This window comes from Synechococcus sp. R50.1 (assembly GCF_047462115.1).
Lineage (GTDB): Bacteria > Cyanobacteriota > Cyanobacteriia > Thermostichales > Thermostichaceae > Thermostichus.
The window spans coordinates 1-15338 of sequence record NZ_JANSIN010000024.1 but is presented as its reverse complement, the minus strand read 5'-3'; the positions used below and the strand labels follow the sequence as shown (position 1 = coordinate 15338).

The 15338-nt window shown below is 58.0% G+C and carries 11 protein-coding genes and 2 pseudogenes; 5 read left to right on the top strand and 8 right to left on the bottom strand.

Annotated features, from left to right (window positions below; translation table 11 throughout):
• Window positions 1–190: 190 nt before the first annotated feature.
• Window positions 191–1990, top strand: a pseudogene (gene ilvB, locus NW870_RS07740) (biosynthetic-type acetolactate synthase large subunit); the annotation flags it as partial.
• Window positions 1991–2287: 297 nt separating this feature from the next.
• On the opposite strand, the gene NW870_RS07735 reads toward ilvB, so the two are convergent.
• The 4 genes from NW870_RS07735 to NW870_RS07720 form a co-directional block, all read right to left on the bottom strand.
• The gene (locus NW870_RS07735) at window positions 2288–3895 is read right to left on the bottom strand and encodes a glycoside hydrolase family 57 protein (protein WP_414374728.1); all 1608 of its coding nucleotides are present in this window, start codon (window positions 3893–3895) and stop codon (window positions 2288–2290) included.
• Window positions 3896–4054: 159 nt separating this feature from the next.
• Window positions 4055–5530, bottom strand: coding sequence for a glycogen synthase GlgA (gene glgA / locus NW870_RS07730; protein ID WP_414374726.1), 1476 nt, complete (start codon window positions 5528–5530; stop codon window positions 4055–4057).
• 558 nt (window positions 5531–6088) lie between these two features.
• A complete protein-coding gene (locus tag NW870_RS07725) occupies window positions 6089–6514 on the bottom strand; it encodes a DUF2996 domain-containing protein (protein ID WP_011432290.1) in 426 nt (141 codons plus the stop codon).
• Window positions 6515–6594: 80 nt separating this feature from the next.
• Window positions 6595–6960, bottom strand: a complete 366-nt coding sequence (locus NW870_RS07720; protein WP_011432289.1) for an NAD(P)H-quinone oxidoreductase subunit M — start codon at window positions 6958–6960, stop codon at window positions 6595–6597.
• Window positions 6961–7074: 114 nt separating this feature from the next.
• On the opposite strand from NW870_RS07720, the gene NW870_RS07715 reads away from it, so the two are divergent.
• Window positions 7075–8163: a radical SAM/SPASM domain-containing protein gene (locus NW870_RS07715; RefSeq protein WP_414374724.1), complete on the top strand. Its 1089-nt coding sequence runs from the start codon at window positions 7075–7077 to the stop codon at window positions 8161–8163.
• 95 nt (window positions 8164–8258) lie between these two features.
• On the opposite strand, the gene ylqF is transcribed toward NW870_RS07715, so the two are convergent.
• Window positions 8259–9110, bottom strand: coding sequence for a ribosome biogenesis GTPase YlqF (gene ylqF, locus NW870_RS07710; RefSeq protein WP_414330227.1), 852 nt, complete (start codon window positions 9108–9110; stop codon window positions 8259–8261).
• A 175-nt stretch (window positions 9111–9285) separates the two neighbouring features.
• Between ylqF and NW870_RS07705 the strand changes: the two genes are divergently transcribed.
• Window positions 9286–9771, top strand: coding sequence for a 2Fe-2S iron-sulfur cluster-binding protein (locus NW870_RS07705; RefSeq protein ID WP_414358164.1), 486 nt, complete (start codon window positions 9286–9288; stop codon window positions 9769–9771).
• 166 nt (window positions 9772–9937) lie between these two features.
• On the top strand, window positions 9938–11323 hold the full coding sequence (locus tag NW870_RS07700; protein ID WP_414358166.1) for an FGGY-family carbohydrate kinase: 1386 nt from the start codon (window positions 9938–9940) through the stop codon (window positions 11321–11323).
• A 436-nt stretch (window positions 11324–11759) separates the two neighbouring features.
• Here the strand turns inward: NW870_RS07700 and NW870_RS07695 are convergent, their stop codons facing one another.
• From NW870_RS07695 to NW870_RS07685, 3 genes are all read right to left on the bottom strand, one after another.
• A complete protein-coding gene (locus NW870_RS07695; RefSeq protein ID WP_414374722.1) occupies window positions 11760–12641 on the bottom strand; it encodes a Tab2 family RNA-binding protein in 882 nt (293 codons plus the stop codon).
• A gap of 18 nt (window positions 12642–12659) precedes the next feature.
• Entirely contained in the window at window positions 12660–13136 is a 477-nt protein-coding gene (locus NW870_RS07690; protein ID WP_414358172.1) for a VOC family protein, read from the bottom strand.
• A gap of 140 nt (window positions 13137–13276) precedes the next feature.
• Window positions 13277–14554 (bottom strand): RNA-guided endonuclease InsQ/TnpB family protein, encoded by a 1278-nt coding sequence (locus NW870_RS07685; RefSeq protein ID WP_414358175.1) that lies wholly within the window; start codon window positions 14552–14554, stop codon window positions 13277–13279.
• Window positions 14555–14823: 269 nt separating this feature from the next.
• Here NW870_RS07685 and NW870_RS07680 point away from each other — a divergent pair.
• Window positions 14824–15338 (top strand): annotated as a pseudogene (locus NW870_RS07680) (energy transducer TonB); the annotation flags it as partial.

Sequence of the window (15338 nt, the reverse complement as noted above, 5' to 3'; positions counted from 1 at the left end):
CCGGCGAGGATCCCTAGGGATCCCCAGTGTTACTTTAGCCGACCGTGAAAGTCTAAGCGATTCCAAAGCAAACCACTGCTAGACTGTAGAATTGAATACAAAGTTGGCCAACTTCTGGCCAGTACCCTGTCTGCGCTGGCGCTCCTGAGAGCGGGCGTTTGACGTTCGGTCATCTCAGTGGGGAGGAGACACCGTGGCGACTGGTGGATATGCGTTGGTGGACAGCCTGCACCGGCATGGGGTGCAACACATCTTTGGCTATCCGGGGGGAGCCATCCTCCCCATCTACGACGAGCTGTACAAAGCCGAGTCTCAGGGGCTGCTCAAACATTACCTGGTACGCCACGAACAAGCGGCTGCCCACGCCGCCGACGGATATGCTCGCGCCACTGGCAAGGTGGGGGTGTGTTTTGCTACCTCTGGCCCAGGGGCGACCAACCTGGTGACGGGCATTGCCAACGCCATGATGGACTCTGTACCGATGGTGGTCATCACTGGGCAGGTACCTCGCCATCTGATTGGCACCGACGGCTTCCAGGAGACGGACATCTTTGGCATCACCCTGCCCATTGTGAAGCACTCCTACGTGGTACGGGATCCGCGCCAAATGTCTCGGATCGTGGCAGAGGCTTTTCACATTGCCAGGACAGGGCGGCCCGGGCCGGTGCTGATCGACATCCCCAAAGATGTGGGCCTAGAAGAGTTTGACTATCAACCTGTCAGCGAGATCAACATCCCCGGCTACAAGCCCACCGTGCGAGGCAACCCACGGCAAATCCATGCGGCGGCCAAGCTGATCCTGCAGGCCAAACGGCCCTTGCTGTATGTGGGAGGTGGGGCGATCATCTCCGGTGCCCACGCCGAAATTGCCGAGCTGGCCCACACCTATCGGATCCCGGTGACCACCACCCTCATGGGCAAAGGGGCTTTCGATGAGAACGATCCCCTGTCGGTGGGGATGCTGGGCATGCACGGCACGGCCTATGCCAACTTCGCCGTCACCGAGTGCGACCTGCTCATTGCGGTGGGAGCCCGCTTCGACGACCGCGTAACCGGCAAGCTAGATGAATTTGCCAAGCACGCCAAAGTCATTCACATCGACATCGACCCAGCCGAGGTGGGCAAAAACCGTGCGCCCGATGTGCCGATTGTAGGGGATGTGCGCACTGTTCTGGTGGAGATGCTGGCTCAACTGAGCAAAATGCCTTCTACTCCAGGCCTAACTCAGGCTTGGCTGGATCGGATCGAGCGCTGGAAGCGGGACTATCCCCTGCAGGTGCCCAGCTACGAAGGCGTGATTGCCCCTCAACAGGTGATCGATGCCTTTCGTCGTCATGCTCCCCACGCCTACTACACCACCGATGTTGGCCAGCATCAGATGTGGGCGGCGCAGTTTCTGCGCAACGGGCCGCGCCAATGGATCTCCAGTTCTGGGCTGGGCACCATGGGCTACGGGTTCCCCGCGGCGATGGGAGTCAAGGTAGCCCTGCCTCACGAAGAAGTCATCTGCATCAGTGGCGATGCCAGCTTCCAGATGAACATGCAAGAGCTGGGCACAGTGGCTCAGTACGGCATTGCCACCAAAGTGGCCATCATCAACAACGGCTGGCAGGGCATGGTGCGGCAGTGGCAGCAGGCCTTCCACGGCGAGCGCTACTCCCACTCGGATATGTCTCCCGGAATGCCGGATTTTGTCAAGCTAGCCGAGGCTTTTGGGGTAAAAGGGATCCGCGTCGATCACCCCGATCAACTGGAAGATGCCATCCAGGAGATCCTCAAGCACGAGGGGCCGGTAGTGGCCGACTTTGTGGTCAAGCGGGACGAAAACTGCTACCCGATGGTGCCTGCCGGCAAAGCCAATTATCAGATGATCGGGCTGCCGGAGAAGCGGCAACTGGAACAAGCCGCCGAGCTGATCTACTGCCCCAATTGCGGCACCAAAAACCCCACCCTGCACAAGTTTTGCGCCGAGTGCGGCACCAAGCTTTAGAATCGGTGGCCTGGCCATCCGGCTAGGAAAGGTGGGCCCCAGCAGCAGGGAGTCTTCGGGGATATCGGGGCTACTGAACAAGCCAGATTAAAACGCTCCCTGAGCGCTCTGCGAGGCCAACACGAGCGACTCCTGCCCCTTTCCCAAAAGGAGAGGAAGGTTGGGATCAGCGCAACGAACGGAGGATCCCTCCTGCCCTGGGGTAGTTCGATCCCCTCAAGGAGGGTAGCCGGAAACTTCTGCCTCTGGTGTCTCTGGCGGTCGGAAGCAGGCACCCTCCAGACCTGCCCAACCGGCTTAGAGGGGTCGGTAAACCCGGTAGTTGAGATTGGGGAAGATGTTGTCCATGTATTCCACCTTGGCCAGCCACTGCTCCTCTTCAGGGGTGGCTTTTTCTCGCCGAAACTGACCCTCTTTGATCTTCTCGTAGAGGTGGTTGAAGCGCAGCAGATGAGACTTGGTGCGGCGCACTGCATAGGGAACCATCGTCCCTGTGCGCATGATAAAAGCCCAGTCAGACGATTGAGCCAGCAGCAATTCTCGCGCCGCCTGGTTCAAGGCCCGCCATTCTAGGTCATCGGCAGGCTCGCGACGGCTCAGCTCGATCATCCGCTCGGTGGCCTTGTGCAAATGGGGATAAATCCAAGCGTTGCTGGGGTTCAGCCAGTATTCGTGGAAGCCGCGCGCCCCCCAACTGGACTGGGCAGGTTTGCACACCTGCTGGGTGGGGTTCTCCCGCAGGTACTCCGCCAGGTGAGTCATGCGGTAGGTGTTTTGGTCGAAGTAGCTCTTGCGGATGAGAAAATCCAAAAACCAAGGGCCCTCGTACCACCAGTGGCCGAACAACTCCGCATCGTAGGGGGCCACCACCAGCGGCGGGCGGCCCATGACGCTGTACAAATATTCGATTTGCCGCTGGCGGTTGAACATAAAGTTGCCCGCATGCTCTGCCGCTTTCTCCCGCGCCCAATAGGGGTCGTAAAGCTGCTTTTGCCCCAGGTCCAGGTTGCGCCCGGTGATGCGGTGGTACTTGATGCCGGTGTTTTTCCGCTGGCCGTTGGGCATGATGTAAGGCTTGATGTACTCGTAGTCGGCCTCATACCCTAGGTCTTTGTAGAACTCGCGGTAAACCGGATCCCCTGGATAGCCCACCTCTGCCGACCACACCTGCTGCGAAGACTCGTGATCCCGCCCGAAAACGGCGACGCCGGTCTCGGTAAAAATAGGGGCGTACATGCCGTAACGAGGCCGGGGCTTGGCGTAGAGAAGACCATGGGCGTCGGTGATCATGTAGCGCAGGCCGGCATCGGCAATCATCCGCTCCAGCCCTTGGTAGTAGGCGCATTCCGGCAGCCAGATCCCCCGCGGCCATTGGCCAAAGTGCTCGTTGTAGTGCTCACAAGCTACAATCAACTGCGCCCAGACTGCCTGCGGGTACATCTGCATCAAGGGCAGGTAGCCGTGGGTAGCCCCACAGGTGATGATCTCCAGGTTGCCGCTGTCTTGAAACTGCTTAAAAGCTCGCACCAGATCCCGGTCGTAGCGCTCCCAGAGATCCCGCACCATGGCAAACTGCTTGATGTAGTGCTCCGCCAGGTAGCGAATGTGGCCGTTGGTGGCGTTTTTGTCGTACTCCAGCTGAGCCAGCTCTTCCAATTTGGTTAGGTAGTGGTCGTAGCGCTCCTGCAGCAAGGGATCCCGCAGCATCGACACCAAGGGCGGCGTCAGGGACATGGTGAAGCGAAAGTCGATGCCATCTCGCTGTAGCCCCTCGAACATGTGCAGCAGCGGCACATAGGTCTCCGTGATGGCTTCGTAGAGCCATTCTTCCTCCAGCACAAAGTCTTGCTCAGGGTGGCGCACAAACGGCAGGTGCGCGTGGAGTACCAAGGCGAGATAACCCATGGCAGCCGGGGATCCTTACAGACAGGGAAAGATAACGGAGCAGAATTACCCTTCTCAGCAGCAAATCTGTAGAGAAGGTTAAGCCCAAGATTGCTACCTATCGTCCAGCATTTCGTCCTTGGGGTCAAGAGCTGGGATCGCTGGGGATCGCTGTTGGGCTCAGCGGTGACGAATGAAGTCGTAGATCTCCAGATACTCCTTGCCAGGATAGTTCCAGGAGTAGTCGTAGCTCATGCCTTGAATCTGCAGTTGACGGAACTGGTCAGGAGCGGTGTACCAAAGGTCGATGGCCCGATCCAGAGCCGACTCCAAAGCAGCTGGATCTGTGTGATAAAAGACGTAGCCGTTGCGTTGCTCGGGCAATTTGTGGGGATCGTAGTCGCGGTCGAAGACGGTATCCACCAGGCCACCCACTCCTCTCACCACCGGAACTGTGCCATACTTCAAGCCAATCATCTGAGTGAGTCCACAGGGTTCGTAGTGGCTGGGCACTACGATGATGTCTGCCCCCGCATAGATAAGGTGGGAAAGTTCTTCGTTAAAGCCCAACTCAATGTGAACATCGGGGTTGTTGTTGAGGTAGCTTTTCTCGTGGGCAAACCAAGCGCCGATCCCTAGCTCCGTAGCGGATCCCAGCAGAACAAATTGGGCATTTTTGAACAGGGAGCGGTAGATGGCATGATGCACCAAATGCACGCCCTTTTGCTCGTCCAATCGCCCGATATAGGCCACGATAGGCTTGTCAACATCCTGCAGTAGCAGCCGATCCCGCAGAGCTTTTTTGTTTTTAGCTTTATTTTCCAGCGTTTGAGCAGTGTAGCGCACGGGGATAAAGCGGTCGATCTCCGGGTTCCAAATGTCGTAATCGATGCCATTCAAAACGCCGCGAAACTTGTGCCGGTGCAAGTAGAGGGTATGGCCAAGTCCATAGCCGTAGTCGCCAAATTGCACCTCCAGCGCGTGATTGGGAGAGACCGTAGTGACAAAGTTGGAAAAAACAATTCCCCCCTTCATAAAGTTGAGAGAAAAGGGGTTGAAGTTATCGCGCAAACGGTCGTAGTGGAAGTAGTAGGGTTCGCGGTTGAGGCCGGTAGCCCAAAGAATCTCTGGGCCGCCAAAGCCTTGGTGTTTGAAGTTGTGAATGGTGTAGCACACCCGCTGATTTGCCATGCCGTGGTACTTGTAGATCTCAAACAGCAGCACCGGTACCAACCCTGTCTGCCAGTCGTGGCAATGGATGATGTCGGGGCGCTTGTTGCTTTGTAGGAGAAACTCTAGAGCCGCCTTGCTGAAAAAAGCAAAACGCATGTTGTCATCCGGGCAGCCGTAATAACACCCGCGATTGAAGAAGTTATCGCCCGAGTGGGGCTCAATAAAAAAGCAAAGGCGGCCATGCACCCAGCCGCAGTACACCGAACAGTGGATGGCTCCCCCGTACCAGGGCACCCAGAGATCGCGATAGGCGTCGTGCAAACCCCAGATCTGGTCGTAGCGCATGGTGTCATACTTGGGCAAAACCAGCTCGACACAGTGCCCCCGCACTTCCAGCTCCCGGCTGAGGCCGTACACCACATCCCCCAGTCCCCCCGCCTTGATAACCGGGGCGCATTCAGACGCAATCTGCACGATGTACATTTCGAGACCTCCCGTAGCACCGCCTTAGCTTTCTTTACAAACGATAATCTTTTTGGCCTCGACAGAACATCCCTCCCAATGGCAAGGGATCCCCACAATTAGGGATCCTCACTTTAGATAACCTCTGGTCAGACTGGGTTCAGGCTCAAGCGGCGCCGTTTGCCGGGGAACCTGATCTACGGGAGCAGCCCTCTGGGCAATTATGGGCATTTCGATTCAAACTAGAAACGTTGAATGCACGGGGCCAGAAGGCTTTTCAAGGACTCCGTTCCGCTGGCGCGATCAGTAGCCCAGGCCTCTCACCCTAACCTGAAACGCGACTATGAACGGCTGATCCCGCTGGGGCGGTACCGTTCTTCGAGCCAAGTGCGCAGCTCATCTTCCGGGAAGGCGGCAGCCAAGGTGCCCGTTCTGGGATCGTGGGCATGCCAAAGAACATGGCCGGATGGATCCTGGCTTTACGGTAACTGCAGCCGGCTGCACCTCCCCTCGTCTCTTGCGAGCAGGCTTACTCTCTCCGGCTAGGGGTAGCCAGGGATCCTTCAAGGTCACGCGAACTCAATACCACTGCTGAGCGTAAAGGCGCTGCACCAAATAAAACACGAATAGGTTGACATCCACGCGCCGCTCGTCGATCATAAAAGACTCGATGGTGCTGGCCGGGGATCCTTCGGTGGTACAGCGGAAGAACTTGCGGCCATTCAAGGATCCCTCAGCAAACAGCACGCTAAATTGCTTCTTGCCTCCTGCAAACGCGCCGACCAGCGTCTTGCCTTCCAGGCGCAGCTCCAGATCGCTGACTCCGCGCTTTTGAAAAGCCGCAATGGCTGCCGGGATCACCTCTTCCGTGATCTGTTGCTCGAAGGGCTTTTCTTCCTTAGCAACTTTTTTCGCAGCGGCTTTGGGGGAATCCTCAGCAGCAGGCTTGGCAGCTTCAGCGGGTTTCTCGGCAGCAGCGGCCTCGGGGGTGGGTTCTCCAGACATGGGGAAACGCTCCGACAATCAGATGGGTAAAAGCCTTAGATGCAGAACAATCAAAAACTCTGTCCAGAACCGGCAAAGAGCTAGCCCTTGGGGATGTATTGGCCGACAATTTCTTCAGCAGGGATCTGGGGAAAGCCCATGCTGAAGTTGGGGGCACGCCCCTGCAGGTTATAGGCGATCTCCCCTTGCTTGAGCAGGGATCGGATGAAATGTTCCAGGTCAGACCCAATGCGGCGGATATTGTACTCGGTCAAGTCTCGCCCCCGGTATTCTTCCACCAACTCTTCGAAACGGGCATAGACCTTTTGCAGGGCAGCATCAGTCCAGACCAGCTCGTTGTCCGGATCCACATCGAGGGTAAACAGGTCGTCGCGGGGCACGAAGTTGTTGTCGGCAGTAACTTCACCGGCAAAGATATGGACGTGACGAGTGGTGCATTTCAGCATTGCAATGGCTCCGCTCCGGATCTAACCTGATAAACAGCGTATCACTACCTAGCGCTTGTGGGGGATCCGCTATTTGCCCTCGACTTGTTCCGGCCCTCTCTATGTCTGCTGTTAATGTCTGCTGTTATTCCCCAACTGGAACGCCTGCACATAGAGGTGACCAACGTTTGCAACTTTAAGTGCGAGTTTTGTCCAGATGGGATCATGCAACGGCGGCGGGGGCACATGGAGCCCGCTCTGCTGGAGCAGATTTTGGAGGAAGTAGCGGCAACAGGGCTGGCCCGCGTGATGGCTTTTCACCTGATGGGGGAGCCGCTGCTCTACCCATACCTTTTCGAGGGTATTCGCAGGGCCGCTGAGCTTGGCCTTCGCCTGCACCTGACCAGCAACGGCAGCACCTTTGCCCTCTGGCCGGAGCACATTGAAAAGCTGAACCGCAGCCCCTTTGCTAAGCTAACCATTTCCCTGCAAACTCCCGATCCAGTCACCTTCAGCATTCGCGGAGCACCTCCCCGCCTCACGCCGGAGCGCTACTTTGCTGGGATTACCCAATTTCTGCAGGTGCACTTGCGCTCCTCCAGCCCTACGCAGGTGCATCTCAAATTCCTGGATACTAGCCCCCACCCGTTTTTGGTGCCGCATAAGGCTCTTTCGGTGATCGATTCTGCACAGCAGATGCGCGCTCAGCTCTCGGCTTGGGCCAGACGAGCTTTGCAAGGGATCCCGGATGCACCGGCTCTCGATTGGGTAGAAGCCCAGATTGCTACTTACCGACCGGGCCGCTGGCAGCAGATCCGCATCCATCCCCGCTTGGTTTTGGAAACGTTTCCCTTGGACAGTTGGGGCAACGTGGAGACAGAACGGGTAATCCCAGCTCGCTGGGGATACTGCAATGGCGCTTCCGGTCAGGCGGGGATCCTCTACGACGGCACGGTGGTGCCCTGTTGCAAGGACTATGAAGGGCAAATCCCGCTGGGGCAAGTGACGCTGGGGGGATCCCTGGCCGAGATTTTGCGGGGCCAACCGGCCTGTGCGCTGCGGCGGGGGTTCAATCGTCTGCAGGTGAACCATCCCGTTTGCCAGCGCTGTATGGGTGGAGACACTTGCATCAAAGCCTTGGCCAGACAAGTGGGTTCCGTTGTCTACTTCAAGGTGTATCGGCCTTGGAAACAGAGGCTGGATCCCGGCTGGGGACAAGTGTAGACAGTTTCGGGAAAAGTCAACGCCCCACAGCAGCGGTTTCCCTGCCGTGGGCATAGCAACAACGTGACTTTCTTTCGTGATTTCTTCTAAGGGGCTCAAGCCTTGGGAGGGAGTTCCAAGGCCAGCGGCCCCAGCAAGCCCTTGCGGTAGTCGTTGAGAACTTGCCGTGCCGCCCGCTGGGGATCCCCTTGATACCGCCGCTCGGCCAACTCCTGCACTGCGGCACCACCGGGAGGGATCGGATCCGGCCAACCGTAGCGCTTTTGCAAGAGAGATCCGGCTTGGGGCTGCACCCTCAGCACTTGATCCAAAAAGTGGGCCGCCACCCGTTCGGGATCGTAGGCCGCTTCGCCGATGTCATCGCAGATGGCCAATAGAGAGGCCGCCTGTTGATCCGGCAGAGAGGGCGGTATGATGCCCGGCGAGTCCAACAGATCCAACTCTCCCCCCAGCCGCACCCACCGCAGTTGCCGCGTCACCCCAGGACGTGCTGCGCTCTCGGCTGCCCGCCGCCCCAACAGTCGATTCAGCAAAGCAGATTTGCCCACATTGGGAAAGCCCACCACCACCGCCCGAACGGCCCGCGGTCGCATTCCCCGCTGTTGACGCCGCATATTGACCGATTGCCCCAGTTGCAAGACCGCCTGCTTGAGGCGATTCACCCCTTCTCCTGAGCGGCCATTGGTGGGATAGACAGGGATCCCTTGCCGTAAAAAATACTCCTGCCAAGCTTTCAGATCCCCAGCCTCAATGCAGTCCGCCCTGTTCAGAGCCAGGAGGCGAGGTTTTTCCCCCAGCCACCGGCCCAGCTCAGGATGACGACTGGCCAACGGGATCCGCGCATCCAACACCTCGATGACCGCATCCACCCGCTGCAACTCTTCCCGCAACTGGCCAATTGCCTTGGCAATATGGCCGGGATACCACTGGATGGCCGGAGAACTCATGCCGCCAGAACCCTAGAAGTGGACAGCAGAAATCAACAGTGGGATCCAATCTAGCCCGATTCCCCAAAAGAGGCTCAACCTGCCCACCGAGGTAGCCAATAATACAATGTGGACGCGGCTGGGATCTTTATTTCATGGACAAGCTAATGTTAAGGCGTGTAACAGAGGGAAGGTTATGGTCAAGCGCGTGCGGTTGGATCCCATTGCCCAAGTGTCTGAAATCGCCACCAACAGCAATTTGCTCTCGGTACTGTTGCAGGAAGAGCTGAATGTGTTGAAAGAGTGCGGCGGGCGCGGCCTCTGTGCCACCTGCCATGTGTACGTTAAGGAAGGGATGGAGTCTTTGTCTCCGGTGAGCAAGCGGGAGCAGCGCACCCTGGAGGCGATCACCACCTGCAAGCCCAACTCCCGCCTGGCCTGCCAAGCGCGCGTGCTGGGGGAAGGGGTGGTGGTGGAATTGCCTGCCGGGATGTACATCAATGCTTTTCAGGATATCGAGGCGTTGATCGGTCGGCGGGCCGAACAGCCGCTTTTGCACCCTGTAACCGGCGCCATTTTGGTGCAGGAGGGTAAGCTGATCACCCGCTCGGTGCTGGAATCGGTGAAAGGGCTGGATCTGGATATCCAAGAAGCGTTGGCTCGGAGCAGCCAGGAGTTTTGAAATTGTGATCGCGACAGCGGGCCGGAGTCCTTATCCCATCCTTTAGGCCAGTTTGAGCCACTTGGCCACCCCATCTATACAGAGAGCATTCTTGGGCCTTGGGCACTCCATCATGACAAGGCATTTTCCTTCCTAATGATGAGCTGATGATGAGATGAGTACCCCTATGCCCCCTGTGTTTCTTGGGATCGATCTGGGCACTTCTGGGATGCGGGTGGTGGCCCTCTCAGAACAAGGAGAGGTGGTGGCCAAAAGCGAGCGCCGGTGGGATCCCCCAGAGACCAATCCAGGCCGCTGGTTGCGAACCCTGAAAGCCCTTCTGGGACAACTAACCGCGCAACTGGGGGATCGGTATTCCATTGCCGCTCTGAGTGCGTGCAGCACTTCCGGCACCATTCTGCCGGTGGATGGTCGGGGCATGCCGTTGGAACAGGCGTGGCTGTATTCCGACCCGCGGGGCCAGGCTCAGGCCAAGCAATTGGGGATCCCTGCCAGTTGGGGCCTCAGCCGTTGGCTGTGGTGGGCGGAAGCCCATCCTGATCAGTATCGAGACAGCTACCTGGCCCATCCGGCGGACTTTTTGCTGAGCCAACTGGGGGGGCGCAAGCTGGTTACCGATCACACCCACGCCCTCAAAAGTGGCTTTGACCTGGAGACCTACACCTGGCCTCAGGAGTGGTTGGCGCGGCAGGGCCTTGATCCTAAGCATTTCCCCGAGGTGGTGTCGCCGGGAACGGGTTTGGGAACGGTGCGAGCAGACTGGGGATTGGGGCCGGAAGTGCTGATCGCGGCAGGGATCACGGATGGCTGTGCCGGGCAATTGGCAGCAGGGGCCACCCGCTTAGGTCAGGTTTCCACCAGCTTGGGCACAACCCTCATTTTCAAGGCCAACAGTCCGGATCCCATACAAACCCCAAGCATCTATTCCCATTTGCACCCGGACTGTGCTCCACACCACTGTCGCGAACGAACGGTTTGGTGGCCGGGAGCGGCTTCCTTTTGTGGAGGCGGAGTTTTGCCCCATTACTTCCCTGGCGGCAACTTGCAAGTGCTGGATCAGCAAGCCCAGGCTTATCTGCCCACTGGGCTGGTCAGCTATCCCCTTTGTCAGCCGGGAGAACGTTTTCCCATTGTCGATCCCCGGTTTGCCGGGTTCTTGCCGGAGGCAGAAGAGGGATCCCCCCGTTTTTATGCTGCGTTGTTAGAGGGGGTAGCCATGGTCGAGCGGCTGGGGCTGGAAACGTTGGCGGCTCAAGGGATCCCGGTGTCAGAACAGAGTCCGATGTTCACCACCGGCGGAGGCAGCAAAAGCCCTCTTTGGTTGCGCCTGCGCGCCAGTATCCTTGCCCGTCCCTTGGCCGTGGTGAAACACCCAGAGCCGGCTGTGGGGGCAGCCATCTTGGCTGCTTCTGCCTATTGGTGCTGCTCTGTCCAACAGGCTGCCGATCGATTGGTGCAGGTGGAACGCTATGTTCAACCAGATCCAGAATGGGCGAAGTCTTACGCAGAGATCTACTCAGCCTTTCACAGCCGCCTGAGCAACCTGCTTTGACATGCTCCCTGCCCCACCAGCTTGCTTCCCCGTAGCGCTGGGGTTCTTGCTACGGTCATTTCAACAGTCATTTCGATCCAAACTAGGACACTACGCCCACCTAAAACATGGGCTGCGTCGTCGCATCGTCGCATCAGCGTTGCGGAGCAATCATGCACGAGGTCAGGAAGCTTTTCTCCGTAGCTCGGGCGTCTCACCCTAAGCTGAAAGACTATAGATCAAGGCACTTCTCAACTGCTCCGCGGTGCCGTCCAAACGCTTCACGCCGCTTCCGCGACCATCCCTAGGAAAGGGAGAGAGGAGCCAGGAAGCCATGCAGCGGAACAGTCTCATTCCTCCTTGAATGACTGTAGGTTTTTCCCTCTGAGACAGCGATGATGATCTCCCCAGTTGTTCGGGCTGCACTCTGCTCTTGCAAACGACTGATATTCATAGTTCATAGGGGATGTTGCATCAGCCAGAAGCCGGCGAAGGACTGGGCCTTGAAATCGGTTTGAATGGCGAGAAAGTGGATCCCTTGGGCCTGCTGCTGGCGCTGGGCAAAGACTTCTGCCTCTGTTCGCAGTTTTTCATCTCTCAGTTGCGCAAATAGGTAGCAATCGTTGAGGCCTGCCTCGAACAGGAGCCGTCCGTCTGCCACACTCAAGTAAGCGGGCTCCATACCGCTCATCCAGGCCGCCATCGGTAAAGCCCGCTGGGAGGCGATCACCAAGCCGGGAATGAGGGTGCTCCGTACCGCTGGCGCGAATGGGTCGGGCGTCAAAGTGTCCCAGGCAACCGGAAAAAGCTCGCCAAATTCCATTGGCCAAGCGTCGGCTTCCCGCAGATCCTCAGCTCGCAAGGTAACGAAAGCCCAGCGTTCTCCCTGCAACTTGTCCGGCAGACGGATAGGATCCGGCGGATCGGGATCCACAGGAGGTTCGGGGCTGTAGGTGAACTGAGTCTCTTGGGGGTAAACCCGCTCTGCCCGTTCTCGCATCCAGGCTTTGAGGGTGTAAACGCGACGACTGGGCAGCATCGGGATCCCAACCGCATCGCAGGCCCGTTGCAGGATGGAACTCATGCGGGCTCGAAACACACGAATGGCCGAGGGAGGCTGTGGGGCAGCTTCCAGGTAGCTCCGCAACTGTCGTGCCACCCAGGTGCTGTTCACCTCTTGGTTGCTGCAATACTGCGCTTGGCGAAACTGGCCGGTGGGATCGCACACCAACAGCTCCCAAACCCGTCGGTTCTGCTCATCCCGCAGGGGGACGGCGTTGAAATCCATCTGCCAGATAGGGCAGTGCGCAGGGCCAGAACGCAGGGGTTGAGTGGCCAAAGGATCCCTCCTATCGCGCTACGTGCCACTTGAGCGGGCCGGGGATCGTTCGCGTGAGCGGTGGGAAGCACTGTCCCCGACCAAGGCCAACTCCCGCTCCCCAAAAATGGCGGAAGCGTGGCGGTAGTACTTAAACTCCAGCAGGTTGTAGAAGGGATCCTGCAAAAAGAAGGTGCCGTGTTCCAAAGGGGTGTCAACAAAGCGCCAACGCGGCTCCTGATAAAAGGGCAAGGCTCGCTCCAGGGCACGGTCGGCCAGCGCCTGCCAATCCGCTTGGGTGGGGAAGATCAGGCCAAAATGGCGGGGGTAGATGCCCCGCTGGGGCGTCAGCTCTTCGTGGGTGAGGTGGGCCACCAGTTGATGGCCATACAGGTTAAAGATGACGGCAGCAGGGGTTTCTCGACCGATTTCACAGCCCAAGCCATCGCCGTAGTAGGCTTTGGCCAAGGCAATATCGGCAACCGGAAAGGCCAGATGAAAGCGGATAGTCTCCATCAACGTTCTCCTAGAAAGCTGCCAAAAGTGCCCCACCAGCCAACTTCAAACCGGCACCTCAGGACATGCGGCTTTTCCCCTTGGCCAGTGGGATCCCTGCTCTTCATCTAAGGTAGGCAATTGTGACATCCTCCCGACGCTCACCCTAGCGGGCGGAGCGCGGGCTTCCTAACCTCACGATTAGGCATTCCTGCCCCACGCCACTGACCTAGGTTCAAAACCCCCGGCAGACCGACTTGGCAGGCGGTTTCCGTTCCCCAGAGTCCCTGGGTACTACACCTTTCCAGTCCACGACGCAGAATCATCTCTGCCGACCCATGGTCGCGATGCGTTCGATACCCACACTCAGGGCAATGATGCTCTCTGATGCTCAGTGCTTTGCTAACCGTAGCAAGGCACCTTGGACAAGTTTGGCTGGTACCGTTGGGGTCAACCTGGGCAAAGTACACCCCTCGTTTCCAGCACACCCACGCCAACAGAGACAAAAACTGCCCAAAGGCGGCATCGACACAATCCTTGCCCAACATTCCTCGGGCTAAACGTTTAGCGTTGAGGTCTTCGGCAAAGATGCTCTGCCCTTGGTCGCACAACCGGTGAGCAACCTTGAAATGGAAATCTCGACGGCGGTTCGCAATACGATGGTGCGCTCTGGCAACTTTGAGCTGTGCCTTTTCCCAGTTCCGAGACCCCTTCTGTTTGCGGGCCGCTCTGCGTTGCAGCACTTTCAGCTTGCTTTGCAGCGACCTAAAAAACTTAGGGCGCTCGAAAAAACTGCCGTCCGAAACCGTCAAGAATCGTTCCAATCCCAGGTCAATGCCAATTGCCCGCCCCTGAACCGGGATATCAGGAACCGATATACTCGATTCTAGGGTTACGACGACATACCACTGTGTTCCTCGCACCTTGGACAATACCCTCACCTGCTTCACCGTAAACCCCTCCGGGATAGGACGATGCAGGTGGATAGCCACTTTCCCTATCTTGGGTAGCCGGATGGTCTGACCTGCAATAGGGTTGCTCTTGAATTGGGGAAACACGAAGGACTTGAATTGACCTTTCTTCTTGAAACGAGGAAAGCCATACCCCCGCTTCCGAAACGCCTCCCAAGTATCGTGCAGCCTACGAAGCGTGGTTTGCAGAACCTGAGAGTGTACCTTAGCCAAATGCGGAAATTGTTTCTTTGCTTTAGGCAGGTCGTTTTGCTGACGGTGATAAGAGGGAAAGGGCTCGTCGGCAGGGATGATGTATTCCTTTTCCAAGGAGCAGCGGTCTATAGGACACCGACGGGCGGCAATCCAGTCTTTGAGTTGCCGCAGGGCATAGTTATAGACGCCCCTGCAGGTTTCCAGCCACTCCAGCAGTTCAGCCTGCTGTGTGGCATTGGGATAGATGCGGTAAGTGTAGCTTATCGTCAGCATGGTTATACTCTACCCCGGGTCAGTCCGAGTGGTAAACGCTGGCTGGCATTCAAATGCGGGGAGTCCATGTAGCTCCCCGCACCCCTCGAAAGTTAAAGCTACAAGGTGGGATCCCTTCTCAAGCCCGAGATAGACTGTACGCCTTTGCGCAGGAGTGCCAACTGCTCGGATGCTATAACACTAGCTAGTGTGTTACCCGCGTGGCCGAGTCTGCAACAGACAACTCGGTGTGTTGAGAGCGTTGAAGACGCAAGAGGGCGATCTTGGCCATGACCAGCATCTGGATTGAGCAGCGCCGCCGCGAGGATGAATCTCGCAACTTTTTTTGGATGGTGGCGCTATCGCTGCTGCTGCATGTGCTGGTGCTGCTGGGATTGCTCCACTTGGGGCGGCTTTGGCTCATTCGCGAGCCGGAACAGGAGGCCATCGAGTTTATCCTTCTGGATCCAGAAGATCTACAGCCCCCAGAGGAAGCGGAGCTGGTTTCAGAAGTCGATTCCCGCGATGGGGGTGAGCGGGTAGAAGCTCCTCCTTCTCAAGGCAGTCCACCCCAATCCCAGGCCGCCCCTCCCCAGGAGGCCCCTGCTCCTCCTCCGCCAAGACCCCAACCACCGCCACCACAGCAGCCTGCCCCTGTTCCACCACCACCTGCCCCGGCTACAGTTGCTCTGGCAACCCCAACTCCAACCCCTCCACCCAATCCCACACCGTTACCACAAGCCCCGCAGCCCCCACACCCCCCACGCCCAACCCCGGCGCGCACGCCCCCCCCACGCGCAGCCCG